Annotated in this window: 26 protein-coding genes and 1 tRNA gene; 16 read left to right on the top strand and 11 right to left on the bottom strand. The window is 62.2% G+C overall.

All coding sequences use genetic code 11. The features are described 5' to 3' along the window. Positions 1–61: 61 nt before the first annotated feature. The 8 genes from FJV80_RS07035 (at position 62) to FJV80_RS07000 (ending at position 8,291) form a co-directional block, all read left to right on the top strand. The gene (locus FJV80_RS07035) at positions 62–949 is read left to right on the top strand and encodes a DUF2182 domain-containing protein (RefSeq protein ID WP_185975146.1); all 888 of its coding nucleotides are present in this window, start codon (positions 62–64) and stop codon (positions 947–949) included. Positions 950–963: 14 nt separating this feature from the next. Further along, positions 964–1,578, top strand: coding sequence for a DUF1326 domain-containing protein (locus FJV80_RS07030; RefSeq protein ID WP_095788751.1), 615 nt, complete (start codon positions 964–966; stop codon positions 1,576–1,578). 23 nt (positions 1,579–1,601) lie between these two features. Then, the gene (gene pcsA / locus FJV80_RS07025) at positions 1,602–2,408 is read left to right on the top strand and encodes a phosphatidylcholine synthase (RefSeq protein WP_179295971.1); all 807 of its coding nucleotides are present in this window, start codon (positions 1,602–1,604) and stop codon (positions 2,406–2,408) included. Positions 2,409–2,436: 28 nt separating this feature from the next. Continuing rightward, the gene (locus FJV80_RS07020) at positions 2,437–3,414 is read left to right on the top strand and encodes a quinone oxidoreductase (RefSeq protein ID WP_095788750.1); all 978 of its coding nucleotides are present in this window, start codon (positions 2,437–2,439) and stop codon (positions 3,412–3,414) included. Positions 3,415–3,547: 133 nt separating this feature from the next. Then, the gene (locus FJV80_RS07015) at positions 3,548–5,125 is read left to right on the top strand and encodes an ABC transporter ATP-binding protein (RefSeq protein ID WP_179295963.1); all 1,578 of its coding nucleotides are present in this window, start codon (positions 3,548–3,550) and stop codon (positions 5,123–5,125) included. Beyond that, positions 5,122–6,252, top strand: coding sequence for an ABC transporter permease (locus FJV80_RS07010; RefSeq protein WP_095774445.1), 1,131 nt, complete (start codon positions 5,122–5,124; stop codon positions 6,250–6,252). The genes FJV80_RS07015 and FJV80_RS07010 overlap by 4 nt, the downstream gene beginning before the upstream one ends. Further along, on the top strand, positions 6,252–7,172 hold the full coding sequence (locus tag FJV80_RS07005) for an ABC transporter permease (protein WP_095774446.1): 921 nt from the start codon (positions 6,252–6,254) through the stop codon (positions 7,170–7,172). The genes FJV80_RS07010 and FJV80_RS07005 overlap by 1 nt, the downstream gene beginning before the upstream one ends. A 51-nt stretch (positions 7,173–7,223) precedes the next feature. After that, entirely contained in the window at positions 7,224–8,291 is a 1,068-nt protein-coding gene (locus FJV80_RS07000) for a BMP family ABC transporter substrate-binding protein (protein WP_095774447.1), read from the top strand. A gap of 77 nt (positions 8,292–8,368) precedes the next feature. On the opposite strand, the gene rimO is transcribed toward FJV80_RS07000, so the two are convergent. The 7 genes from rimO to FJV80_RS06965 all read right to left on the bottom strand — a co-directional run bounded on the left by rimO (position 8,369) and on the right by FJV80_RS06965 (position 14,093). Beyond that, complete coding sequence (rimO, locus tag FJV80_RS06995) at positions 8,369–9,682, bottom strand: 30S ribosomal protein S12 methylthiotransferase RimO (RefSeq protein WP_095774448.1); 1,314 nt, start codon at positions 9,680–9,682, stop codon at positions 8,369–8,371. A 164-nt stretch (positions 9,683–9,846) separates the two neighbouring features. Next, positions 9,847–10,533, bottom strand: a complete 687-nt coding sequence (locus FJV80_RS06990; RefSeq protein ID WP_095774449.1) for a TerC family protein — start codon at positions 10,531–10,533, stop codon at positions 9,847–9,849. 185 nt (positions 10,534–10,718) lie between these two features. Continuing rightward, positions 10,719–11,126, bottom strand: coding sequence for a DUF930 domain-containing protein (locus FJV80_RS06985; RefSeq protein WP_179295962.1), 408 nt, complete (start codon positions 11,124–11,126; stop codon positions 10,719–10,721). A 127-nt stretch (positions 11,127–11,253) separates the two neighbouring features. After that, a complete protein-coding gene (locus tag FJV80_RS06980; protein WP_210202897.1) occupies positions 11,254–11,517 on the bottom strand; it encodes a TfoX/Sxy family protein in 264 nt (87 codons plus the stop codon). Positions 11,518–11,606: 89 nt separating this feature from the next. Next, the gene (locus FJV80_RS06975; protein ID WP_095774451.1) at positions 11,607–12,278 is read right to left on the bottom strand and encodes a DUF2161 domain-containing phosphodiesterase; all 672 of its coding nucleotides are present in this window, start codon (positions 12,276–12,278) and stop codon (positions 11,607–11,609) included. A gap of 67 nt (positions 12,279–12,345) precedes the next feature. After that, the gene (locus FJV80_RS06970) at positions 12,346–13,152 is read right to left on the bottom strand and encodes an alpha/beta hydrolase (RefSeq protein WP_142875961.1); all 807 of its coding nucleotides are present in this window, start codon (positions 13,150–13,152) and stop codon (positions 12,346–12,348) included. Between the two features lie 143 nt (positions 13,153–13,295). After that, positions 13,296–14,093 (bottom strand): sterol desaturase family protein, encoded by a 798-nt coding sequence (locus FJV80_RS06965; RefSeq protein WP_095793077.1) that lies wholly within the window; start codon positions 14,091–14,093, stop codon positions 13,296–13,298. Positions 14,094–14,427: 334 nt separating this feature from the next. Here FJV80_RS06965 and FJV80_RS06960 point away from each other — a divergent pair, with 334 nt between their 5' ends. Further along, positions 14,428–14,661 carry a hypothetical protein gene (locus FJV80_RS06960; RefSeq protein WP_010909424.1) on the top strand — a complete coding sequence of 78 codons (234 nt, stop codon included), beginning with the start codon at positions 14,428–14,430 and terminating at the stop codon, positions 14,659–14,661. 311 nt (positions 14,662–14,972) lie between these two features. Here the strand turns inward: FJV80_RS06960 and FJV80_RS34445 are convergent, their stop codons facing one another. From FJV80_RS34445 to FJV80_RS06950, 3 genes are all read right to left on the bottom strand, one after another. Next, positions 14,973–15,131 (bottom strand): hypothetical protein, encoded by a 159-nt coding sequence (locus FJV80_RS34445; protein ID WP_179295961.1) that lies wholly within the window; start codon positions 15,129–15,131, stop codon positions 14,973–14,975. A 684-nt stretch (positions 15,132–15,815) separates the two neighbouring features. Beyond that, positions 15,816–16,058 carry a hypothetical protein gene (locus FJV80_RS06955; protein ID WP_095788745.1) on the bottom strand — a complete coding sequence of 81 codons (243 nt, stop codon included), beginning with the start codon at positions 16,056–16,058 and terminating at the stop codon, positions 15,816–15,818. Between the two features lie 226 nt (positions 16,059–16,284). After that, positions 16,285–16,374, bottom strand: a tRNA-Ser gene (locus tag FJV80_RS06950). A 275-nt stretch (positions 16,375–16,649) separates the two neighbouring features. Between FJV80_RS06950 and FJV80_RS06945 the strand changes: the two genes are divergently transcribed. From FJV80_RS06945 to FJV80_RS06915, 7 genes are all read left to right on the top strand, one after another. Next, positions 16,650–17,873, top strand: a complete 1,224-nt coding sequence (locus FJV80_RS06945; RefSeq protein WP_142875960.1) for a septal ring lytic transglycosylase RlpA family protein — start codon at positions 16,650–16,652, stop codon at positions 17,871–17,873. Positions 17,874–17,956: 83 nt separating this feature from the next. Next, positions 17,957–19,123: a D-alanyl-D-alanine carboxypeptidase family protein gene (locus FJV80_RS06940; protein WP_142875959.1), complete on the top strand. Its 1,167-nt coding sequence runs from the start codon at positions 17,957–17,959 to the stop codon at positions 19,121–19,123. 76 nt (positions 19,124–19,199) lie between these two features. After that, positions 19,200–19,874, top strand: coding sequence for a dTMP kinase (gene tmk, locus FJV80_RS06935; protein ID WP_142875958.1), 675 nt, complete (start codon positions 19,200–19,202; stop codon positions 19,872–19,874). Beyond that, positions 19,871–20,926 (top strand): DNA polymerase III subunit delta', encoded by a 1,056-nt coding sequence (locus FJV80_RS06930; protein WP_142875957.1) that lies wholly within the window; start codon positions 19,871–19,873, stop codon positions 20,924–20,926. The genes tmk and FJV80_RS06930 overlap by 4 nt, the downstream gene beginning before the upstream one ends. A 90-nt stretch (positions 20,927–21,016) precedes the next feature. After that, on the top strand, positions 21,017–22,570 hold the full coding sequence (metG, locus tag FJV80_RS06925; protein ID WP_095788735.1) for a methionine--tRNA ligase: 1,554 nt from the start codon (positions 21,017–21,019) through the stop codon (positions 22,568–22,570). After that, positions 22,570–23,364, top strand: a complete 795-nt coding sequence (locus FJV80_RS06920) for a TatD family hydrolase (protein ID WP_142875956.1) — start codon at positions 22,570–22,572, stop codon at positions 23,362–23,364. Before metG ends, FJV80_RS06920 begins: the two co-directional genes overlap by 1 nt. Before the next feature lie 3 nt (positions 23,365–23,367). Continuing rightward, positions 23,368–24,186, top strand: coding sequence for an MBL fold metallo-hydrolase (locus tag FJV80_RS06915; RefSeq protein WP_142875955.1), 819 nt, complete (start codon positions 23,368–23,370; stop codon positions 24,184–24,186). Positions 24,187–24,612: 426 nt separating this feature from the next. On the opposite strand, the gene FJV80_RS06910 is transcribed toward FJV80_RS06915, so the two are convergent. Next, positions 24,613–25,392: a pyrroline-5-carboxylate reductase gene (locus FJV80_RS06910; protein WP_142875954.1), complete on the bottom strand. Its 780-nt coding sequence runs from the start codon at positions 25,390–25,392 to the stop codon at positions 24,613–24,615. Positions 25,393–25,404: the final 12 nt, after the last annotated feature.

Here is a 25,404-nt window from a genome sequence, read left to right as displayed (position 1 = left end):
GAAGCATATAGGTCAGTTCATGCGGCTTGATCAACGCGGCGATTCGGCTCATTCGGGTGTCATGACCGGCCCCCAGGACGATTTCAGCCATCTCGACCGCGCCGGCCGCGCCACGGCTGATATTGCGCGCAACCCGCGTTTGACGGTCAATATCGTCGTCGGCGCCAGCATTCTGCTCGCCTGGTCGTCGCTGGCCACGATGGCGATTCGCGGCGCCGAGGCCAGGGGCAGCGCGCCCGGCGACATGCTCCTGCGCGGTCTGCCGCAGCTGCCGCTGCCCGATTTCCTGGAGCGGTTATTCGCGCTCTGCCTGTCGCCGGCGCCGCTGGATGCAGGCATCGTCCCGCATGCCCTGGCGCTGATCCTGATGTGGTTCCTGATGGCGGTCGCCGCGATGCTGCCGTCGGCGGCACCGATGATCCGCACCTATTGTGAGATCGCCGATACGGCCCGGATCAAAGGCGAGCCGGTCGTCCATCCGCTGGTACTGGTTGCCGGCTATCTCGGTGTCTGGCTCGCCGCCTCGATGCTGTTTGCAGCGCTGACATTGGGCGTGCATGCATTCGCCGCGTCCGGCGAAATCTACGATCCGCTGCTTGGCGTTGCCGGGGCGCTTGCACTGCTGGTTGCAGGCCTCTACCAGTTCAGCGGCCTCAAGGAGGCCTGCCTGAAAAAATGCCGCAACCCGTTCTCGATCCTGTTTTCGAACTGGAGCGCCACGCCGATCCGCGTCTTCCGCCTTGGTGCCGTGCAAGGCATCTGGTGCCTCGGCTGCTGCTGGGCGCTGATGCTGGTGATGTTCGCAGTCGGCGTGATGAACATCTTCTGGATGGCGCTGATCGGCGTGTTCACCCTGATTGAAAAACAAACCACGGGCCGTCTTCCAACCCGGCTGGCCGGTGCGATACTGCTTGTCTGGGCAGCCGCGCTGTTAGTAATCTCGTTGTGAGTGGGGGAAATTCAATGACAGATCAGGGCTGGGCAATGAAAGGAGAGCTCGTACTCTCCTGCAATTGCACGGTTTTTTGCCCTTGCGTGCTGTCGCTCGGCAGCCACCCTCCGACCGAGGGCTACTGCCAGACCTGGGCAGGTTTCCGTATCGATGCCGGCCATTTCGGCGAGGTCGACCTGTCCGGCCTCAACCTTGGGCTGATCATGGAAATCCCCGGCTACATGAGCCGTGGCAACTGGACCGCGGGCCTCTTCATCGACAAACGCGCCTCGATCTACGCGGTAAAGGCCTTGACGAAGATTTTCACCGGCAAGGCCGGCGGAACCACATCGCTGCTGTCGATCCTGGTCGGAAAATTCCTGGGTGTGGAACAGGTGCCGATCACCTATGAGACACGGGACAAGACGCGTATCTTCCAGATACCGAAGATCATCGATGGCGCGGTCACGCCAATCGCGGGCAAGGATCGCGAGAAGGATACGGTGATCACCAATTCGGAATACTGGATTGCACCGGAGATCATCGTGGCGAGGTCCGACAAGAGCAAGATGCGAGCCTTTGGCCGCAACTGGAATTTTGCCGGCCGCTCGGCCGAAATCTGCAAGCTGGATTGGCGGGGCCCGTGAGCAAGAACACATCGGCCAGGAACATGGCGGCACGGAAAGCCGCCAAGAAGCTCACGGACCGGATTCCGCGACCGAAGAAGAAGGTCACCTGGCCGCAGGCGAGGGCGTTCTCGGTCCATCTGCTGACGGCGTCAGGCTCGTTCCTCGCGTTCCTGTCGCTGGTGGCGGCGAGTGAGGAACGCTGGACGGCAATGTTCTGGTGGCTTGGGCTGGCGCTGTTCGTCGACGGCATTGACGGGCCTATCGCCAGGAAGCTCGAGGTCAAGGAAATCCTGCCGACCTGGTCGGGCGAGCTCCTCGACAACATCATCGACTACGTGACCTACGTGCTGATCCCGGCCTTCGCGCTCTACCAGCGCGGCTTCATGGGCGAGGGTCTGTCGTTCCTGTCGGCGGCAATCATCGTCGTCTCCAGCGCGATCTATTACGCCGACACCGGCATGAAGACGAAGGAGAATTTCTTCAAGGGCTTCCCCGTGGTCTGGAACATGGTGGTGTTCACGCTGTTCGTCATCGAGCCCGGACAATGGGTATCGTTCGCGGTGGTGGTGGTAGCCGGTATTCTGACCTTCATCCCCATCAATTTCATTCATCCGGTGCGGGTCGTGCGGCTGCGGCCCATCAATCTCACAATGACCCTTTTGTGGTGCGCCTTCGGCGCGCTTGCTCTCGCACAGGCGGCACTTGCCGCCTTCTACGACCAGATCGGCGTGTTGGGCGCACAGGTCAGCACCTTCATCAAGATCGGCATCACCATTACCGGGCTTTACCTGGCCTGTATCGGTGGCATCATGCAGTTCTTTCCAAATCTCGGCGCCAAAAAGGCCTGACGAGCCGCTCCCAGAGGAATCCCGGTCCATGTCCAAAGCTATCCGCATCCACGCCCATGGCGGCCCGGAAGTTCTGACCTATGAGGACGCCGATCCCGGCCAACCGGGTTCCGGGCAGATCCTGGTCAGGCATACGGCGATCGGCCTCAACTTCATCGATGTCTATCATCGCTCCGGCCTTTATCCGCCGCCCGGAGGCTTTCCTCTCATTCCGGGCAGCGAGGCCGCCGGCGTGGTGTTGCAGGTGGGCCAGGATATCGACTGGCTGAAGCCGGGAGACCGGATCGCCTATGCCGTAACGACAGGCGCCTATGCCGAGGAACGCGTCATCGATGCCAGCCGGGTCGTCAAGGTTCCGGACGGCATCAGTGACGAACAGGCGGCCGCAATGATGCTGAAGGGCATGACCGCCGAATATCTCCTGCGCCGAACCTTCAAGGTGAAGGCGGGCGACACGATCCTGTTCCATGCCGCTGCCGGCGGCGTCGGGCTCATTCTCGGCCAATGGGCGAAACATCTGGGCGCAACCGTCATCGGCACGGCAAGCTCGACCGACAAGATCGAGCTCGCCAAGGCGCACGGCTTCGATCATGTCATCAATTACAGGGAGCAGGATTTCGTCGCCGGCGTCGCGGCCATCACCGGCGGCAAGAAATGCGACGTCGTCTACGATTCGGTGGGCAACGACACATTCCCGGCCTCGCTCGACTGCCTCAGGCCGCTCGGCATGTTCGTCAGCTTCGGCCAGTCGTCGGGACCGATCCCGCCCTTCTCGATGTCATTGCTGGCACAGAAGGGCTCGCTGTTCGCCACCAGGCCGACGCTGTTCGTCTACAACGCGAAACGCGAGGACCTCGACGCCTCCGCGGCCGCGTTGTTCAAAGTGGTGCTCAGCGGCGCCGTCAAGATCCAGATCAACCAGCGCTATGCGCTGAAGGATGCGGGCAAGGCGCATGCCGACCTCGAGGGGCGCAGAACCACAGGGACGACCATTCTCATCCCTTAGTCCCGCCGGGCTTGCTATCCCTTGAATTTCCGCTGAAATTCTTGAAGCTCTTTCAAGACGCGTGCCGCTTTCCGTTGAGAGCCGGCGGCGCCTACCATGTTTGCGGGAACACAGAACATATCTGGTGAACCAGATGGGAGGCACTGTGAGTGCAAATCACGATGGGGCGAACCTGCTCGAGGTTCGTGGCCTGACCAAGATATTCGGCACGCTGACGGCGTGCGACCATATCGATCTCAACATCGCCAAAGGTGAAATCCATGCGCTGCTCGGCGAGAACGGCGCCGGCAAATCGACGCTGGTCAAGATGCTGTTCGGCTCGCTGGAGCCCAATTCCGGCGAGATTTTCTGGAACGGCCAGGCGGCGCGGATCACCAGCCCGGGTGTCGCCAAGAAGCTAGGCATCGGCATGGTGTTCCAGCATTTTTCGCTCTTCGAGGCGCTGACCGCGGCCGAGAACATCGCGCTTTCCCTGGACGACGGCTCGCCCATCAGCAGCATCGCCGCCAAGGCGAGGGCGCTTTCCTACAGCTACGGCCTGCCGCTCGATCCGGATTCGCTGGTCGGCGACCTGTCGGTCGGCGAACGCCAGCGCATCGAGATCATCCGCTGCCTGCTGCAGACGCCGCAGCTCATCATCCTGGACGAGCCGACCTCGGTGCTGACGCCACAGGAAGCCGACAAGCTGTTCGAGACGCTGGAGCGGCTGCGCTCGGAAGGCAAATCGATCCTCTACATTTCGCACCGGCTGGAAGAGGTCAAGCGCATCTGCGACCGCGCCACCGTATTACGGCACGGCAAGGTGGTCGGCCATTGCAATCCGCGCGAGGAGACAGCCGCCTCGCTCGCCCGCATGATGGTCGGCAACGAGGTGCAGGCCGTGGTGCGTGCCCCGGTCGAGGGGATCGAGACCGCGCAGCCGCTGCTTGAAGTCCGCGGTCTCACCCGCAAGCCGGCAACGCCGTTCTCCATTCCGCTCAAGAACATCAGCCTCAATGTCCGTGCCGGCGAGGTGATCGGCATCGCCGGTGTCGCCGGCAACGGGCAGGGCGAGTTCTTCGAATCCGTTTCAGGCGAAGTGTTGCAGCAGGATGCCGCCTCGGTGCGCATCCGCGGCAAGGATGCGGGTGGGCTGACCATCACCGGACGGCGCTTGCTGGGTGCCGCCTTCGTGCCGGAAGAGCGCCTCGGCCATGGTGCGGCGCCGCGCATGAAACTTTCGGAAAACCTTTTGCTGTCGCGCCATGCCACTGACGGCAAGGCGTTTGTCGGCACCGGTGGAATGGTCAAGAGCGGCGCCATTTACGCTGCCTCCCAACGCATCATCGAGGCGATGGACGTGCGCAAGAGCGCGCCGGATCCGGAAGCTGCGGCTCTTTCGGGCGGAAACCTGCAGAAATTCATCGTCGGCCGGGAACTCGACCGCCGGCCCAGCGTCATGGTGGTGAACCAGCCGACCTGGGGCGTCGACGCCGGCGCCGCCGCACACATCCGCCAGGCGTTGATCGAACTGTCGCGCAGCGGATCGGCGGTGCTGGTGATCAGCCAGGATCTCGACGAGCTGTTCGAAATTTCGGACGCGATCGCGGTCATGCACAATGGCGAATTGTCCAAGCCGATGCCGATCGCCGAAGCAACCTTCGAGAAGGTCGGCCTGCTAATGGGCGGCGCCGAGCCCGGCCACGCCGAACATACGCTGGAGACGGCATGATGCGCCTCGAACTCGTCAAACGCCCGCAGCGCTCCGCGCTGTTTTCAGCCCTGTCGCCGTTCATCGCCTTCGCCCTGACGATCATCGCCGGTGCCATTCTGTTCGCTCTGCTCGGCGTCAATCCGCTGACCGCGTTCCGGATCTATTTCATCGAACCGATCAGCCAGGTCTGGCAGTTGCATGAACTGGCGATCAAGGCGGCGCCGCTGATCCTGATCGCGGTCGGCCTGTCAGTCTGTTACAAGGCCAACATCTGGAACATCGGCGCCGAGGGCCAGTTTATTTTCGGCGCCATCTTCGGCTCGGCCATTCCGGTGCTGTTTCCGCAATTCGAAGGCCCGCTGGTGTTGCCGCTGATGCTTTTGCTCGGCATGGTCGGCGGCGCGGCCTATGCGGCGATACCCGCGTTTCTGAAGACCCGCTTCAACACCAACGAGATCCTGACCAGCCTGATGCTGGTCTATGTCGCCCAGCTCTTCCTCGACTGGCTGGTGCGCGGCCCATGGCGCGATCCGCAGGGCCATGGTTTCCCGCAGACGATCCAGTTCGGCGACTCCGCCGTGCTGCCGGAACTGATGCCGGACGCCGGACGCGCCAACTGGGGCTTTGTCTTCGCGCTGGTTGCCGCGGTGCTGATCTGGATCCTGATGGGTCGCATGCTCAAGGGCTTCGAGGTGCGTGTGCTGGGTTCCAGCCCGCGGGCAGGGCGCTTTGCCGGTTTCGGCCTCAGCCGCATGGTGTTCTTCGCCTTCCTGCTGTCGGGCGCGCTGGCCGGACTTGCCGGCATTTCTGAAGTCTCCGGCGCCATCGGGCAATTGCAGCCGGTGATTTCGCCCGGATACGGCTTCACCGCCATCATCGTGGCGTTCCTCGGCCGCCTCAATCCGCTCGGCATCATCGCCGCGGGCCTGGTTCTGGCGCTGACCTATCTCGGCGGCGAGGCGGTGCAAAGCGCGCTCGGCATTTCCGACAAGGTGGCGCGGGTGTTCCAGGGCATGCTTTTGTTCTTCGTGCTCGGCTGCGACACGCTCATCCACTACCGCATCCGCCTGATCGGCCTGGCGCTGACGGAACAAGAAGGCGCGGCAAAGCTCGACGCTGCACCGAAGTTGAAGGAAGCCCGCTGATGGACATCACCGTCAACATCCTCCTGACCATCGCGACGGCGGCGACACCGCTGTTGATCGCTGCGATCGGCGAACTGGTGGTCGAGCGCTCCGGCGTGCTCAATCTCGGCGTCGAAGGCATGATGATCATGGGTGCGGTCGGCGGCTTCGGGGCCGGCTATCTGACTGGCTCGCCCTGGATCGGCCTTTTGGCGGCGATCGCCATGGGGGCGCTGTTCTCGCTGCTGTTCGCCGTCATGACCCTGTCGCTGGCCACCAACCAGGTGGCGACCGGCCTGTCGCTAACGCTGCTCGGCCTCGGCCTCTCCGGCATGATCGGCACGAGCTTCGTCGGCCAGCCCGGTGTCAGGCTGCCCAATCTCGACATTCCAGGCCTGAGCGCCATCCCGGTCGTGGGCAAGCTGCTGTTCGGCCAGGATCCGGTGTTCTACATCTCGATCGTGCTGACCGCCGCCGTCATGTGGTTCCTGTTCAAGACGCGGACCGGACTGACGCTGCGCTCGATCGGCGACAGCCACACCTCGGCGCACGCACTCGGCATCAAGGTCATCCGCTACCGCTATCTCTCGGTGATCTTCGGTGGGGCCTGCGCCGGTCTTGCCGGCGGCCATCTGTCGCTGGTCTACACGCCGCAGTGGGTCGAGAACATGACCGCGGGCCGCGGCTGGATCGCGCTGGCGCTGGTGGTGTTCGCGTCGTGGCGGCCGTGGCGGGTGCTGGCCGGTGCCTACATCTTCGGCGCGGTGTGGATCGGCCAGCTTCATGCACAGGCTTTTGGCATTCCGGTGCCCTCGCAGATGCTTTCTTCTCTGCCCTATCTGGCAACCGTCGTGGTTCTCGTTCTAATCTCGCGCAACAAGCGTCTGACGATGATGAACACGCCGGCATCCCTGGGGCAGCCATTCGTTCCGGATCGTTGACAAAAACAAAAAGACGGGAAGCTCCAAGGCTTAACACAGAGAGGTAACACGATGAAAAAACTGCTTATTGCCCTGATGACGACGACAGCGGCACTGTCGCTGGCCGCGTCCGCGGAGGCTGCCGAAAAGTTGAAGGCCTGCTGGGTCTATACCGGCCCGATCGGCGATTTCGGCTACTCCTACCAGCACGACCAGGGCCGGCTCGAAGTCGAGAAGGCGCTCGGCGACAAGGTCGAGACCGCCTATCTGGAGAACGTCTCCGAAGGTCCCGATGCCGACCGTGCTTTCGAGCGTCTGGCGCGCGAAGGCTGCAAGCTGATCTTCGGCACCTCTTTCGGCTTCATGGATGCCGAGGTGAAGGTCGCCAAGAAGTTTCCGAAAGTGATGTTCGAGCACGCCACCGGCTACAAGACCGGTGACAATCTCGGCATCTACAACGCACGCTTCTACGAAGGCCGTTATGTGCTCGGCCAGATCGCCGCCAAGGAATCGAAGTCCGGCGTTGCCGGCTACATCGTCTCCTTCCCGATTCCCGAAGTGGTGATGGGCATCAACTCCTTCATGCTCGGCGCGCAGTCGATCAATCCGAACTTCAAGGCCAAGATCGTCTGGGTCAATTCGTGGTTCGATCCGGGCAAGGAAGCCGACGCCGCCAAGGCGCTGTTCGATCAAGGTGCCGACATCATCGTCCAGCATACCGATTCGACCGCCGCCCTGCAGGTCGCCGAGGAGCGCAAGCTGCATGGCTTTGGCCAGTCGTCCGACATGATCAAGTTCGCGCCGAACGCGCAGCTGACCTCGCTGACCGACGAATGGGGTCCGTACTACATCAGCCGCGTGCAGGCAGCCATCGATGGCACCTGGAAGCCGGACAATGTGTGGCTCGGCATCAAGGACGGCGCGGTCAAGCTCGCGCCCTACACCAACATGCCCGACGACGTGAAGGCGATGGCCGAGGCAACCGAGAAGAAGATCGCCGGCGGCTGGAACCCCTTCACCGGACCGATCGCCAAGCAGGACGGTACACCGTGGCTCAAGGACGGTGAAGTCGCCGATGACGGCACACTGCTCGGCATGAATTTTTACGTGAAGGGCGTCGACGACAAGCTGCCGCAGTAAGCGGCGCATCACATTTCGAACAGGAAAGGGCGCCGCGAGGCGCCCTTTTCATTTGCCGGGAGAAAGTGACGGAACGCTCAGACGGCCGAACCGTAGAGGTCGTAGGCGTCGGCGCGCTCGATCTTGACGGTGACGATGTCACCGGCACGCATCGGGCGGCGCGACTGGATATGGACCGAGCCATCGATCTCGGGCGCGTCGTATTTGGTGCGGCCCTTCGCCGAATTGCCATGGGCTTCGTCGATCAGTACCGGCAGGCGCTTGCCGACCTTCCTGGCCAACTGCGTCGCCGAAATTTTCTGCTGACGCTGCATGAAGCGGTGCCAGCGTGCTTCCTTGACGTCCTGCGGTACCTGTTCGAGGCCGAGGTCGTTGGATCGGGCGCCCTTGACCGGTTCGTATTTGAAGCAGCCGGCGCGGTCGATCTTGGCCTCGTCCAGCCAGTCGAGCAGCATCTCGAAATCCTCATCCGTCTCGCCGGGGAAGCCGACGATGAAGGTCGAGCGGATAGCGAGATCCGGGCACACGTCACGCCAGCCGCGAATGCGCTCCAGCGTCTTTTCGCCATGTGCCGGACGGCGCATGTTTTTCAGCACTTGCGGCGAGGCATGCTGGAACGGGATATCCAGATAGGGAAGGATTTTTCCTTCGGCCATCAGCGGAATGACGTCGGCGACATGCGGGTAGGGGTAGACATAGTGCATGCGCACCCAGATGCCGAGCTTGCCCAACTCCTCGGAGAGATCGAGGAATTTCGCGCGCACTTCGCGGTCGCCGAACATCGACGTCTGGTACTTGATGTCGATGCCGTAGGCGCTGGTGTCCTGCGAGATGACGAGGAGTTCCTTGACGCCTGCCTTGGCCAGTTTTTCGGCTTCGCGCAGCACATCGGCGGCCGGGCGCGAAACGAGATCGCCACGCAGGGCGGGAATGATGCAGAAGGTGCAGCGGTTGTTGCAGCCTTCCGAGATCTTCAGGTAGGCGTAGTGGCGCGGCGTCAGCTTGACGCCCTGCGGCGGCAGCAGGTCGATATAGGGATCATGCGAGGGCGGGGCTGCCTCATGCACGGCTGCCATGACGCTCTCATAGGCCTGCGGCCCGGTGATCGCCAGCACATTGGGATGCTTTTCGCGGATCACCTCCGGCTCGGCGCCGAGGCAGCCGGTGACGATGACCCTCCCGTTTTCCGAAAGCGCGGAGCCGATGGCGTTGAGCGACTCGTCGCGGGCGGAATCGAGGAAACCGCAAGTGTTGACCACGACGAGATCGGCGCCGTCATGCTTGCGGGCGATCTCATAGCCTTCGGCGCGCAGGCGCGTGATGATGCGCTCGGAATCCACGAGCGCCTTCGGGCATCCAAGGCTAACGAAACTGACGCGAGGGGCGGACATAGGCAAGCTTCCAATGGGGGCACGGGCCGAAACGCTGGTCCGGCCTCAAATCGCTGTAAATGTCGGTCTATGGCGCATGGCAGGAGCCAATACGCGCGGCGCAATAGCATGGGTTGCGCAATCAAGCAAACCGGCCGACGGGCTGGTCCGCGCCATCGGATGGCTCAGTGGCCCCCGGATCCGAACCAAGGCGCCAGGAAGGCGAAGTGCTCGGGGAATTGCTGCACGGCCCCGTCAAGCAGCATCTTGACCGCGACATAGAGGATGATTGCCAGGCCGACATAGGCAATCCAACGGTATTTGTGCAGCAAGCGCGCGACGAACGACGCGGCAAAGCCCATCAAGGCGATCGACAGGGCCAGTCCGATGATCAGCACCGTCGGATGGTTCATGGCCGCGCCGGCCACGGCCAGGACATTGTCGAGCGACATCGACACGTCGGCAATGACGATCTGCCAGGCGGCCTGTGAGAAGGTCTTGCCGGATCCCTTGCCGCCGATGACGCCGTCCTTGTCGAAATCGCCATTCGACAGCGCTTCGGTCGCGTCGCGCTCCTCATCCTGGCTGACGCGCAATTCGCGCCACATCTTCCAGCAGACCCACAGCAAAAGCAGGCCGCCGGCGATCAGCAGCATCGGGCCGATGGTCAGCAGCCATTGCGTGATCAGGGCGAAGAAAATGCGAAGCACGGTGGCCGCCGCGATGCCGACCAAAATGGCGCGCTTGCGCTGGGCGGCGGGCAGGCCGGCCGCCGCGAGGCCGATGACGATGGCATTGTCGCCCGCAAGTGCAAGGTCGATAGCGATGACTTGAAAAAGAGCCGATATGCCCGCGGCGGTAAATATTTCCATCGACCGGGAAGCCCTTCGCCGAGTGTTCGTTGTCGATTGTCCAGACGGGCCTAAAGGCATGGTCCGCTGGCGTCAAGACGCCGCGACGGACGCCACTGGAAAACCACTTTCGTGGCAGGGGTATTACAGGGGATTCTTAGCCGCTGCCGGCACGTGAGCCAAAGCCTACGCAAGCCCGCGAAAAACTAATCGTAGAGATTGTACTTCGCCCAGTCGGCTTCCGGAATTTCGTCGCCGATCCGGTAGCGCAGCTGCAGGACTTCCATATGGTCCGGCCCGGTCTGGCATTTGAATTTCAGTCGGTACCACTGTCCTTTGCTGCGGAATGCCGCACCCGGACTCCTGATCGCATCGGCGCTCATCTCGGGCGTCGCAAAGGCGTAGGCGACGACCCGGTCGGCCTTGAACTTGCGATCATCGTGGGTGATCCGGTCCAGGACTTCGGCATCGCACCGCTGTTCGAGGCGTGTTTGCGGGTCAAGTTTCATCAGCCCGGCACGCAAAGCATTGTCCATCGCGCTGGCCGGGAAAGTCAGCGTCAGGGACGCAATGGCCATCATGCAGAGTGTCTTCATGGGCGGGACTAGCAGCATGTTTTGTCTGAAAAATCAACCAAAGGACCCGGCAGGTTCCCGTGTTCAGGCGGCCCTCGCGTTCAAAATCCCGTGTCGTGTTTCGTCGTCGGACCGAATTCCTGGTGAACGTTTGGAGCGCCGTCCTCTAAGACTTGGCCGCGCCAACCTGTTGTCGGAGAAACGCCTTTGTGTCCGGTTTGAGATCCCGCCAATCGCAATCGGATAATGCAGCTTCCATCGCATAGAGCGCGAGGATCGTCACATGTCGGCCAAATCGAAACTTTAGGCGACGATAGGCTTCGACCGAGCCAAGATGGCGCAAATCCTCATCGTCGATAATGTCGATTTCCGCCAACATCCGCGCCGTCGCCGGTCCAAGATTTCGCATGCCCTGAATGCGTACCGTCATCATGCCTCCCTGTCAGAAAGTTGATCGGAACGTCCGTTCGATCGGCAAATCCTGCGCGAACTGGATGACGGCACAGAGCACGTTCACGGTCATCCCGCCGAACTGTCCGAGGCCTGCGGCCAACGGATCAACGAGGCGCGGCCGGCGTCGGTGAGGTCGTAGACGCCGCGATCGACGCGCGCGAACCAGCCATAGACATTGTGCTGCAGGATTTTCGGCGCGATCGGCGTCAAGGCCTTCAGATCGCGTGGTCGTTTGGGTCCGTCCGCCATCGCGGCCGCACAGGTGAGGGCACTCTGGCGATAGGCGGTCATGATCGGATTGCGCGATCCTCCACCGGCGACAGGATCGCCGCGGCGGCGCTGGTGCTCGTCGACAAGGCGTGAGCGCCGCCGTGCATTCCTGCGCGGCTCCGGCGCGGCGGGACTGACAAGCACCTCGACCTTGTCGTTGGCTGTCACGCCAAGCACGCCGAAGCCAAGCCGGCGGCAGAGGTTGCGGAACCGGGCGTCGCTTTCACGTCCCTTGCCGCGCGCCGACATGCGCGCCGCCAGCCAGACTTCGTCGCAAGCGGCCGCACGGTCGACGCCCTGCAGCACCAATTCCAGATTGAATTGCAGCTTCAACTCGCAGATGACGACGATTGGCGGCTCACCGTCGCGCAGCGCGACGATGTCGCACCCGCCGATCTCGCCCTTCACGACGAAGTCGAGGCTTTCGAGGAACCGCTTCACCGGCGCATAGAGTGAGGTCTCGTTCATGCCGCAAGGCTTAGCCGATTCGACAAAAAAAGCCTTCCCGCATCGGCGCGCGCTGCGCACCGAGCTCTCAAGAATGCATTTTTTCGAGGAAGGCCAGCAGCACGCTGTTGAACTGCCCGGGCAGTTGCAGCGGTGCGAAATGGCTGACGTCGGGCAGGATTATCAATTGCGATGCCGGGATGCTGCGGGCCAGATAGCTCGCGTGCTCGTGTCTGATGAACTCGTCATGCTCGCTTTGAACGATCGCCACGGGCACGCGCGTCCGCGCCAGGTCGGCGGCGGTGTAATTGGGTTCGGACTTCATCATCAGGCCGACGGCTTCGACGAATGCGTCGAACTGGTCCGGGGTCTCCGACAATTCGGCATAGTCCCTGGCATGCCGGCTGAAACAGCGATCGATGACCGGACTGGGCTCGAATTCCCTGGTGCCGCTCGGATCCATGTTGCAGCCGAAGAAGAACACGCCGGTGATGCGGTCGGCGGCTTTCATGCCGAGGATCAGGGCAACGCAGGCGCCATCGCTCCAACCCACCATAGCCGCCTTTTTCAAGTGCAGCCTGTCCATCACGGCCAGGACATCGGAAGCCATCAGTTCATATTTGTATGGCCGCTCGTCGCGGCTGCTGCGCCCATGGCCACGGCTGTCGATCACCACGACCCGATAGCCGGCCTTGACCAGCGCGGGGACCTGAAATCCCCAATTGCCGCTGTGACCGAGGCCGCCATGCAGCAGGATCACGGGGAGGCCGGCGCCAAACGTGGCGTACCAGATTTCGGCGCCATCATGTGCCACCCGGCCTTCGTCCCTTGCGGCCGGCAGGGGCGTCGCGCCATGCGCTTCGAATTTCCTGAGATCGTCGTCGTGATGGTCCATGCCGGGAATGCCTCGAGGCGAACGCGCGGGACCCACAATTATTGCCGGTATCAGCCAAAGCCAACCCGCGACGCAACGTCTGCTGCCACCTGGCGACACCGCCGGTTTCGAGCGGCGAAAGACCTGCGTGTCGGTGTCAGCCGTCAGGCTTCGGTGCTCGGCACTGGACGGTTCGATCGCTTCTCGTCCGGCAGGAGCGGATAGCTGACCTGCCCGAAATAGCTGGAGGGGATCGGATCATCGACGCCGTATTTTTCCGGCACTTTGTCGCCAGTGGCATTGTAGGTGCCGAACACCATGTCGAGGACAGGCAATTGCCCGGCGAAGTTCTTGTCATAGGCCTCGCGCTGGTTGGCATGGTGCCAGCGATGGAACTGCGGGCTGGCGATCAGCCACTTCAAGGGACCGAACGGAATCCGCACGTTCGAATGAACGAGCAGCGTGTGCCAGAAGTAGATGACCGAAAAGACGGCGATCGAGGCTTCGGAGAAGCCGAGGAAAAAGATCGGCGTCAGCGACAATGCCTTTGTGAGGATGGCGTCGACCGGGTGGGAGTGAAAAGCGCCGAGCCAATCCAGTTCCTCAATGCCGTGGTGTACCGCATGGAATTTCCAAAGCGCCGGGATCGTGTGGAAAGCCCGGTGTGCCCAGTAGACGCCGATATCGGTGATCACGATGATTTCGGGAACCTGCAGCCAGACGGGCTGGCCGCCAACGGTCTGCGTGATTGATTGCGGAACGAGGATCGCAGCGGCTTCGAGTGTGTTGGCCGCGATCAGAACGATGACCAATTTTACGATGAGGCCATTGAACAGCACATAGATCAGATCGACACCCAGGCCCTTGCGCAGGACCTTCTGGGGCCGTTCGTGGAACAGATGTTCGAACGGAATGAAGATCAGCGCGCAGATCAACAGCCCCTTGATGCCAAATATATCCATTCGCTCGCCTCTATTGCCTAGCCTGGCCAGCACCGCACGCGCCTCAGCTTCCGAACAGAACCATATTTCTCCTTTCCAAAGGCTTGATGCCGGCGTCCGAGCTATACGCATGGCCGAGCATGGAAATGAGCCGCTGACCAGAGTGTCACATCGGTGTCGCAACCGGGCGATATGAAGACAAGGCGCGGTCGACGAACGCAGCGTGCGCCGTGCGTCCTCCCAGGACCAACCCCTCCGGTTCCCTGCCGGTGGGGTTTTCTATTTCAGCTACCATCTTGGCAGTCGCGAATTATCCTTGCTATCGTGGTCTACGGTCAGCACAGGACACCCCGTCATGGACGCAAGTGAAATGAGCGCGATCGGCGACACCCTCATGAGGATCGTCACGCCCGACATGTCTCCCAAACAGCTTGTCAAGGCAGCCCAAAAAGCGCACCCCAAGGCCTCGAAGAAGGACATCGCCAGAGCGGCCTTCTTTTCGATCATCGCAAATGCGGATCAGGACATCGGCAAGGCCAAGAACCTTCAGGCGTTCGCCATCGCGGAGCGTACCCAGCCGTCGGATTGAGCAATCGCCTGGCATTGCACGGGCCTGTCGTCGCCGCACGCGCTCATCGCCGTGGATAGGCCACCCGGCAAACCGACATTATGGTGTCGCCCCAACGGCTGGATCGAACGCCCGACCAGTTCGCGGATCAGCGCCTGGATCCGTGCGGTCTTGGCTCGGCCCGCATCACCCCCGCCAACGTGATGCAGGCGCCATTTGACGCGGGCCGACCAACTAAGGTCAGCCGAACGTTGGCCAGCGGCCGCGCGGGCTGCCACGATTGCAACCACAGGAAAAACCTGGGCGCGTAAAGCATCTAGGCGCTGGCTCTCTCAAGCCCGTTTATTAGCCCTCGAAAGGATTTCACGAGACCGCTCTATAAGCCTACGGTTCCGCTCGATGAGTTCCTGAGTTTCCTTAATGCGGATGAGGCTTTGCCGCTCCCGTTCATCGAACTCAACCGGCTTTTTGGTGTCGTCGATCTGTTGCATGCAATGGCCGCCTTTAAATCGTTGCGCGTCCGCCTGCATTAGAAACTCGCGAGGGGTGGAACTGTTCCTCGGCAAGCAACAGAGCGTGGCAGAGGCTTCGGCGGTGGGAGGGATGCTTCGCCGGTGTAGGACGGAGCCTTTGGCCGCTGGGCCGCTAGGAGTCCGGCCAGCGAGCGTTTCTGCGGGCCGCGCTGTCGGCCTGATCTACACGCCAAGAACTTGCTAATATTCGACTGGAGGCGCAAGATTTTCTGACACATGAGGGCTCTTTTTGATCGCACTCGTTGTCGCTCACAACTGGTATACCGGCTACCATGATCCGGTCACCGGATATGAATGCTGCGACGACAAGAAGGATTGTAGGGTCATTAGCTCGCGCTATGTCGAGCCACTACCGGGCGGCGATTTCAATATCCGCACGGGTCCAAGAGTCGATACTTCATCCCAAGAACCGCGTCCTAGAGAGCGAAGACAGCCAATATCACATCTGCACGTCTTCCCCGAATATGACCATCCGCTGCTTCTTTGCGCCGCACACGGAAGCCAGTGATAGCGAGGAGGTGGCTGAGGCCACACGATGAGCCGGGAGGAAGTGATATCCGCCTACGCGGCACGGGAGTGGCCGATGCAGACCCACAGTAGCCCGCAGCCTAACAGTTGCGGGCCTTCCGCTTTATGGAGCGCCTAGAGTCCGAATGAGGGAGTCCAAGGGTTGGTATCGTACCCAAGGTGCGGCTTAGGACTACTTGAATCGGCCTGTGGTGAAATGGCCGTACCGGTTGCCGCACAGTCCAATTTCGCGGCAACTGCAGCCTTGATCGAAAGGCCGGCACACGCGTCGGCAACGACCTTTGCCTTCTTGTCGTGCGCCATGGCGGCGCTCGACGCGGCAAGCACAATTGCCGCGCAAAGAATAGCGGTTTTCATTAGATGCCCCTCTTTTAGCAAAAGCTAATAAGAAGTTAACGCTGCGGAAGGGTTACCGTCAATCACAGATCATTGGTCCACTGAAGTCGAGGTCAGCGTGGATCGAAACGGGGGGCGAACTCTTAGCCCGCCGGCTCGGCTTCCCGGCTTTTTATGTAGGGGATTGGGGCAAAAGTTATGGCAAGGCCCATCCCATAACCCTAACCATTTGTTTTTATTGATATTGTGGCGGAGGGAGTGGGATTCGAACCCACGGTGAACTTGCGCCCACGCCGGTTTTCAAGACCGGTGCCTTAAACCGCTCGGCCATCCCTCCAGTGACATCAGTCACATGCGACTGCTCTAGTGTGCCCGGCAAAGGCCTGTCAACCGGCATGCGTGGCCGCGCGTGTTCCTTCACTGAACCATGCAGCAGGGCAGCGCCACAATCTTGCCCGGTTCCGGCCACAATCAATTAATACCGTGATAAACAATTCCTGCGCACAAAGGATCGGGGTTCAGGGTGCCGTTGGTATTGTCGAGCGAGTGCTTTGGCTCCTCTGCTGTTCATACGACGGCGTCTTGATTGAGACTGTAGGGGATTTCAGGACAATGCAGGCTATGACGCGCCCGCGTCTTCGTCGCGCTTCCACGCTTACGCTGCTTGCTGCGTCGGCTGCTCTGCTGGCGGCTTGCGCGTCGCAGCCTGAGCCGAAGGGGATGGTCAATCCCAAGCATCGCTCCAAGGAATATTTCGCCGAAACCGAATATGGCGTGAAGGCGAGCCCGCGCGCTGGCTTCATGCGGCGCGGCGGTGGTCGCGACCAACTCGGCAAGCCTTACCAGGTGCGCGGCAAGTGGTACTATCCCAAGGAAGATCGGCACTATGCCAAGGTCGGCCTGGCCTCGTGGTATGGCGACGCCTTCCATGGCCGGCTGACCGCCAATGGCGAAGTCTACGACATGACGCATCTGACGGCCGCGCACCCGACCATGCCGCTGCCCAGTTACGCCCGTGTCACCAACCTCGAAACCGGCAGTTCGGTCGTCGTGCGCGTCAACGACCGCGGACCGTATCATGAGGGCCGCATCATCGACGTCTCGGAGCGCGCGGCGCAGATGCTCGACTACGACAAAGTCGGCACGGCGAAGGTCAAGGTCGAATATGTCGGTCGCGCGCCGCTCGATGGCAATGACGACCAGTATCTGATGGCCTCCTATCATCCGGGCAACAGGATTCCGGATCCGTCGGATGGCCTGCCGACCGGCGTCATGGTGGCCATGAACGGACCGTCGCCAAGCGTGCCGGTGGGCGCGGCCGCCGTGCCGTTCCCGGGTCAGTTGACGAATTCCGGCGAGGCGGCGCAACCGTCTTTGTCGGCGCAGGCGCCGGCTTTCGGCGACCTGGCGCTGCCCGATTTCGGACCGATCGTGCCGGAGCGTCCGGAGATCGGCCTGCCGCCGCAGTCGCCGTTCGCGGTGGCCTCGCTGTCCTATGCGGATGAACGCGTGCAGCGCGCGGACGTCTTTGCCGCGCTGGACGACAGCGGCATGTCGCCCGCCGATATCCTGCGGTTGTGGAAAAAGTCCAATCCTCAGGCGTCACCGTCCAGCGCCGACTATGTCGCCGCCGGCACGTTCGACGACGCCACCGAAGCCAAGCGCGTGGCAACGGCACTTCAGCCCTTCGGCCGAACGGAAATCCAGCGTTCCGACCTCGACGGCAATGACTGGTACGCGATCAATCTCTATCCGAACGGCCATGGCGGCCTGGACGAATTGCTGCAGGCGGCATGGTCGCACGGCGCACCCGATGCGCTGGCTGTGCGCAACTGATCTATTTTCTCCGGGCGGTTGATCCGGCGGAAAAAACCCTGATAGCTTGACTGTGCCAAAACCGGCAAACGGGTCGAGATTTCATGCAGTTGCGCGCCTTTCCGCCATTTGCCGGCTTTCTGGGACTGGCCTTACTGCTGCTTTGCCTCGCACCAGCTCAAGCGCAGCTTTTCGAGACCAAGGCCACTCAGGCCTTCATGATCGATGCCGACACCGGCACGGTGCTGTTCTCGAAAGACGCCGACAAGCCGATCCCGCCGGCCTCGATGGCCAAGCTGATGACCATGGAGGTGGTTTTCAACGCCATCAAGTCCGGGCGCCTCAAGCTCGACGACACGTTCGTGGTCAGCGAAAACGCCTGGCGCAAGGGCGGCGCGCCATCGGGCACGTCGACGATGTTTGCCAAGCTCAAATCCGCGATCCGGCTCGAAGACCTGATCCAGGGCGTGACGGTGCAGGCGGCCAATGACGGCTGCATCGTCATCGCCGAAGGCATGGCCGGCTCCGAGGACAATTTTGCCGCGCAAATGACCGAGCGCGCCCGCCAGATCGGGCTCAAGACATCGACTTTCGTCAATTCGACCGGCCTGCCGGCCGACGGCCAGCAGACGACGGTGCGCGAGCTGGCGCAGTTGGCGCTGCATTTGTGGCGCGACTATCCGGATTTCTATCGCTACTACGGGCTGAAGGATTTCACCTGGAACAAGATCTCGCAGAAGAACCGCAATCCGCTGTTGGCCATGGACATCGGCGCCGACGGTCTGGCCGTCGGTGCCAGCGAGGTGGCCGGCTTCGGCATCGTCGCTTCGGTCGCTCACAACGGCACGCGGGTGATCATGGCGATGAGTGGGTTGGCCAACGACAAGGAGCGTGCCGAGGAGGCGCGAAAGCTGCTCGACTGGGGCGCGCGCTCCTTCGAGAAGACCGAGATCTTCGCCAAGGACGAGGTGGTCGGCGAGGCCCAGGTTTTCGGCGGTGCGAAATCCGGCGTGACGCTGAAGGCAAAAGGGCCGATCGACATCTTCCTGCCGATCACCAACCGCGACAAGCTGACGGCCAGGATCGTCTACACCGGGCCGGTTGCGGCGCCCGTGGAGGAGGGCCAGCCGGTGGGGGCGCTGCGCGTCTGGATCGGCGACACGCTGAGCCAGGAGACGCCGCTTTTCGCTGCCGAATCGATCGGCGTCGGCACATTGCCGCAGCGCGCGCTCGATGCCGTCAAGGAACTGGCGATCGGCTGGCTGCGATAGCACCGACGGCATGGACGTTTTCCCGAACGCGGACTATCTAGAGCGCAACAATCCACCTGGACAAAGGCCCTTTCGATTGGCGCGCGGATTTTTCATCACCTTCGAAGGCGGCGAGGGCGCAGGCAAGTCGACGCAGATCGAGCGGCTGGCGAGAAAGATGCGCGCCAAGAAGTATGATGTTTTGCTGACGCGCGAACCGGGCGGCTCGCCGGGCGCCGAAGCGGTCCGGCATGTGCTGCTTTCGGGTGCCGCCGAGCCCTTCGGACCGAAGATGGAAGCGCTGCTCTTTGCCGCCGCGCGCTCCGACCATGTCGAGCAGGTCATCCGGCCGGCGGTCGAGCGCGGCTCCATCGTGCTTTGCGACCGCTTCCTGGATTCCTCGCGCGTCTACCAGGGCGTCACCGGCGGGATCGACCCGGCGTTCATGGCCACGCTGGAACAGGTCGCCATCAACGGCATGATGCCCGATATGACGCTGATCTTCGATATCGATCCGGCCGAGGGCCTCAGGCGCGCGACGCTGCGGCGCGGCAGCGACGCCGACCCCGACCGCTTCGAAAAGGAGACGCTGGCCATTCATCAAGCCCGCCGCGCGGCCTTTCTGGCGATCGCCGCGGCCGAGCCGGAACGCTGCATCGTCGTCGATGCCTCCGCCGATCCCAATATGGTGGAGGACGTCGTCACCGCGGCCGTCTTCGCGGCTCTGGAGGCGAGGGCGCCCGCGCGCAACAGGCAGGCCGCACCGGTATGATCTTCGAACGCATCGCGCCGGAACAGCATGATACGCTGGACGGCGTTCCCGAACCGTCCGAAACGCCTCGTCTGGTCGGTCACAGGCAGGCGGCGGAAATGCTCGCCGCCGCCTATCGATCGGGAAAGCTGCCCCATGCGCTGATCTTCACCGGACCGGTCGGCATCGGCAAGGCCACGCTGGCCTTCCACCTGGCGCACCATCTCTTGAAGCACCCGGCCTTCGAGCAGGCGCCGGAAAGCCTTGCCAGTCCCGATCCGGCCTCACCGCTGTTTCGCCAGATCGCGACCGGGGCGCATCCGGGCGTGCTGCATCTGACCCGGCCGATGAACGACAAGACCAAGAGCTTCAAGACGGTCGTCACCGTCGACGAGATCCGCCGGGTCAGCCGCTTCCTGTCGATGACCTCGCATGACGGCAGCTACCGGGTGGTCATCGTCGATCCGGCCGACGACATGAATGCCAATGCCGCCAATGCCTTGCTGAAGAATCTTGAGGAGCCGCCGGCGCGAACGCTGTTCATTCTCATCGTCCATGCGCCGGGCAGCCTACTGCCGACGATCCGCTCACGCTGCCAGGTGATACGCCTGATACCGCTCGACGCCGACGAGTTGATGGCGGTGCTGGAAACAGCCGAACCGCCGCCGCCGGACGATCCGGCCGCGCGGGCGGCACTGGTCGAGCGGGCAGGTGGCAGCGCCCGCAACGCGATCCTTTTGACACAATATGGCGGGTTGGAGATCGCCTCGACGCTCGACGCGCTGGTTGCGAAGGGAAAAAACGACATCGGCGGCGCCTATCGGCTCGCCGAAGCCGTCGCCGGCCGCGACCAGGCGATCCAGTTCGGTATCTTCAACCGCCGGGCGCTCGACCTTTTGTCGGATGCTGCAAGCCAGGCCGCGCTCGCAGGCGACCTCGCAAGGGCGAAAACGCTGTCGGACACTTGGCACGAGGCGCTGGACGCGATATCTGAAACCGACACCTACAATCTCGACAAGAAGCAGCACGCCTTGATCATGATCGACCGCCTGAATTCCGCAACGCGAATGTGACAGGCCCAGCCTCGTGTCGGGATGGCAATCGCTGTCTCGATGCGATATCCACCGCCTCACATTCATTCGGACATTCATGACGGTTCATTCATGTCACGCGACACATTCTACATCACGACCGCGATATCCTATCCAAACGGCAAGCCGCATATCGGTCATGCCTACGAGCTGATCGCCACCGACGCGCTTGCGCGCTTCCAGCGCCTCGACGGCAAGCAGGTCTTCTTCCTCACCGGCACCGATGAGCACGGCATCAAGATGCTGCAGACGGCGAAGCGCGAAGGCATTTCGGCGCGCGCGCTGGCCGATCGCAACGCGGCCGATTTCAAGCGCATGGCGACCGCGCTCAACGCCTCCAACGACGATTTCATCCGCACCACGGAAGAGCGGCACTATGCGTCCTCGCAGGCGATCTGGAAGGCGATGGACGCCAATGGCGACATCTACAAGGGCGGCTATGCCGGCTGGTACTCGGTGCGCGACGAAGCCTATTACGGCGAGGAGGAGACGGAGGTCCGTCCCGACAATGTCCGCTACGGACCGCAGGGGACGCCGGTCGAATGGGTCGAGGAAGAGAGTTATTTCTTCCGCCTCTCAGCCTACCAGGACAAGCTCATCGCGCTTTATGAAAGCCAGCCCGACTTCATCGGCCCGGCCGAGCGCCGCAACGAGGTGATGAGTTTCGTCAAATCGGGACTGAAGGATCTGTCGATCTCGCGCACGACCTTCGACTGGGGCGTGCCTGTGCCGGGCGACGACAAGCATGTGATGTATGTCTGGGTCGACGCATTGACCAATTACATCACCGGTGTTGGCTATCCCGATGAAAACGATGAGAAATGGCGCTTGTGGCCGGCCGATGCGCACATCATCGGCAAGGACATTGTGCGTTTCCATGCGGTTTACTGGCCAGCCTTCCTGATGTCGGCCGGCATCCCGCTGCCGAAGCGGGTTTTCGGCCACGGCTTCCTGTTCAACCGCGGCGAGAAGATGTCGAAATCGGTCGGCAACGTCATCGACCCGTTCACCATGATCGAGCATTACGGTCTCGATCAGGTGCGCTACTTCTTCCTGCGCGAGGTACCGTTCGGCCAGGATGGCAGCTACAGCCATGAAGCGATCGTCAACCGCACCAACGCCGATCTTGCCAATGGCCTCGGCAATCTGGCGCAGCGGTCGCTGTCGATGATCGCCAAGAACTGCGGCGGCGTGGTGCCGAAGCGCGGCGATTTGACGGAAGCCGACAGCGCGATCCTGGATCAGGCGGTGACCGCTCTCGCCACCGCGCGCAAAGCCATGGCCGGGCAAGGCATTCATTTGGCACTGGCGGCGATCTTCGATGTGGTGGCGGAAGCCGATCGATACTTCGCAGGACAGGCACCATGGGCGCTGAAGAAAACCGATCCGGAACGCATGGAAACGGTGCTGTGGACGACCGCCGAACTGGTGCGGCGCGTGGCGGTGCTGTGCCAGCCCTTTATCCCTGGATCGGCAGCGAAGCTGCTCGACCTGCTGGCGGTGCCCGCGGACAAACGTGATTTCGCGCATGTCCACGCCGACCATGCGCTGGTGCCGGGCACTGCCTTGCCGGTGCCGGAAGGCGTGTTTCCACGTTACGTCGAACAGCCGAGCGCGAACGCCTGATGCTTGTCGACAGCCACTGCCATCTGGATTTTCCAGATTTCGCCGAGGAGCGGGCGGCCATTGTCGCCCGCGCCAAGGCGGCCGGAATTGGCCGTATGGTAACGATCTCAACCCGTGTGAAGCGGTTTCAGCAAATACTTGAAATCGCGGAGACTTTCGACGATGTCTATTGCTCGGTCGGCACCCATCCGCACAATGCGGAGGAAGAGTTGGACGTGACGGCGGCGGAGCTGATCCGCCTGTCGGCACACCCGAAGGTGGTGGCAATCGGCGAAGCGGGGTTGGATTATTTCTACGACAAGGCGCCGCGCGATGCGCAGGCGCAGGGCTTTCGCAATCACATTGCCGCCGCTCGCGAGACCGGCCTGCCTCTCGTCATCCATTCGCGCGATGCCGATGACGACATGGCAGCCATTCTAGAGGACGAAACAGGGAAGGGCACCTTCCCCTTCATCCTGCATTGTTTCTCCTCCGGACGCCGGCTGGCCGAGGTGGGCGTCTCGCTCGGCGGCTACGTGTCGTTCTCGGGCATCCTGACCTTCAAGAACTCTGCCGAACTGCGCGCCATCGCCGCCGACGTGCCGCATGACCGGCTGCTCGTCGAAACCGACGCACCCTATCTGGCGCCGATCCCGTTTCGCGGCAAGCGCAACGAGCCGGCCTATGTCGCGCACACCGCCAAGGTGCTGGCGGAGACAATTGGTGTCAGCGAAGCTGAAATCGCCGATCTGACGACGAACAATTTCTTCCGCCTGTTCGGCAAGATGCCGCGACCTGCTGAGCTGAGCGCCTGAGCGATGACCGACCGGCTGCGCCTCACCATTCTGGGCTGCGGCTCGTCGCCAGGTACGCCGCGCATCACCGGCGACTGGGGCAATTGCGACTCGACCAATCCGAGGAACCGGCGCATGCGCACGGCAGCGCTGGTCGAACGGATTGCGGCCGATGGCGGCCGTACCACCGTGGTCATCGACACCGGGCCGGATTTCCGCGAGCAGATGCTGCTTGCGTCGGTCAAACGCATCGACGCGGTCGTCTACACGCACCCACATGCCGACCATATTCACGGCATCGACGATCTGCGCGGCTATGTGCTCGAGCAGCGCCACCTGATCGACATCCATGCCGACCAGCCGACGATGCTGCGCCTGCGGCAGGCGTTCGGCTATTGCTTCGAGACGCCGCCGGGCAGTTCTTATCCACCGATCGTGCGGGCGCATATCATCGACCACGCAATGCCTGTCATGATCGAAGGCGAGGGCGGTGCCCTCGCCCTCGAACCGCTGCCGCAGATTCATGGCGACATCATCTCGCTCGGCTTCCGCATTGGAGGGCTGGCCTATTGCCCTGATATCAGCGACTTTCCCGACGCCACCGCCGAGCGGCTGCGCGGCCTGGAGATGCTGGTCATCGACGCGTTGCAGTACAACCCCCATCCCAGCCATCTGTCGCTGGGCCAGGCGCTCGGCTGGATCGAAAAGCTGACACCGAGGAAGGCCGTGCTGACCCACATGCACGTGCCGCTCGACTATGCCACGGTCAAGGGCGAACTGCCGGCCAACGTCACCCCGGCCTATGACGGCATGGTGATCGAAATTCCCTTTGAATCAGCGTGATACGAACGGGCTCTGATGAAGGTGCTCTGCGTTTTGGGGCGAACATCAGCAGCGTTCACATCCGTTCATAGCCCGTCATGCACGAACACTTCAATCGGCCAGTTCGATCTCCACGCTTTGCTATCATCATTCGCGCAGCGTCGGCCGTTAGCTCAAGGCAACACGCCCCGATCGAGCCAAATCCATGAAAATCAACGGCAATTTCCAGATGCTGGCCAACAGATAAGTTCCATAATCTATCTTATGCGACTTTCGGACATCGTAAACGCTGGACGTTGCGCTTGCCCCATGCGTGATCCTCAAACTCCTCCGCCCGCCGACATTGACGGCCTGTCGGCGCTGACCGTCGCGCGCCTTCTGGTCAATGTGATGGGCACCATCGCCCGGCAGGTTTGAAACCCCGGACCATCCTCGCAAGCTTTCCCGTCACGTAGCGCCGGCCGCTGAAATGCGCCGATGCACGCCGTCCAGGCTTTCCGCCAGCGCATCGAAGACGTTGCGGGCCGTAAGTTCGTTCAGGACCTGCTCGTTGATGCCGCCACGGGTCGCATAATCCTGCGCCAGATGCGTGAAGTCCGCATCGGGCGCCGTCTCCGGAGCGTGTCCGAGCGCCATGAAGAGCGCGGCGATATAGTCGCGCCCCTTGGTGTCCGGCACATCATGCGCTTTCAGCCAGCGATGGATCGTATCGAGGTACTTGAAATAGGTGGCATAGGTCGCGGTAACGACGCTCAACGCATCGAACTCGCTGGAGCTCTCGACCTCGATCACGGTCCCCAGCCCGCCGAACAAAGCGGTCATGTCCCGATCAGGCGGATAAATGATCGTCGCCCCCCGCCGCCGGGCGATCATCGGCATCGGCAGCGCTTTGGTCACGCGGCTCGCGGGTGCGGTCAGGCCGGCTATTTCCTCGCGTGACAACGTGGCGATCAGGCTGATGAGGTGATGGGTTCGCCGAAATTTCAGTTGACGCAGCACCTGGTGGGCATCTTGCGGTCGGACAGCCAGCATGACGGTATCGCAATCGTCGAGCACCGCCTGATTGTCGGCGGCAACACGTATGTTCGGATAGCGGGAAGCGAGGTTGGCCGCGATCTCTTCGTTGCGTGGCGACAACACCACCGATACCGGATCGCCATCGAGGGATTTGAGCCCGGTGACAATGGCTGAAGTCAGCGCACCTGTGCCGATGAAGCCGAGTTTCATTGGGTACTCCCA

The organism is Mesorhizobium sp. WSM4310 (assembly GCF_007003935.1).
Lineage (GTDB): Bacteria > Pseudomonadota > Alphaproteobacteria > Rhizobiales > Rhizobiaceae > Mesorhizobium.
The sequence above is the reverse complement of the archived record's forward strand: the minus strand, read 5'-3'. Positions and strand labels throughout refer to the sequence as shown.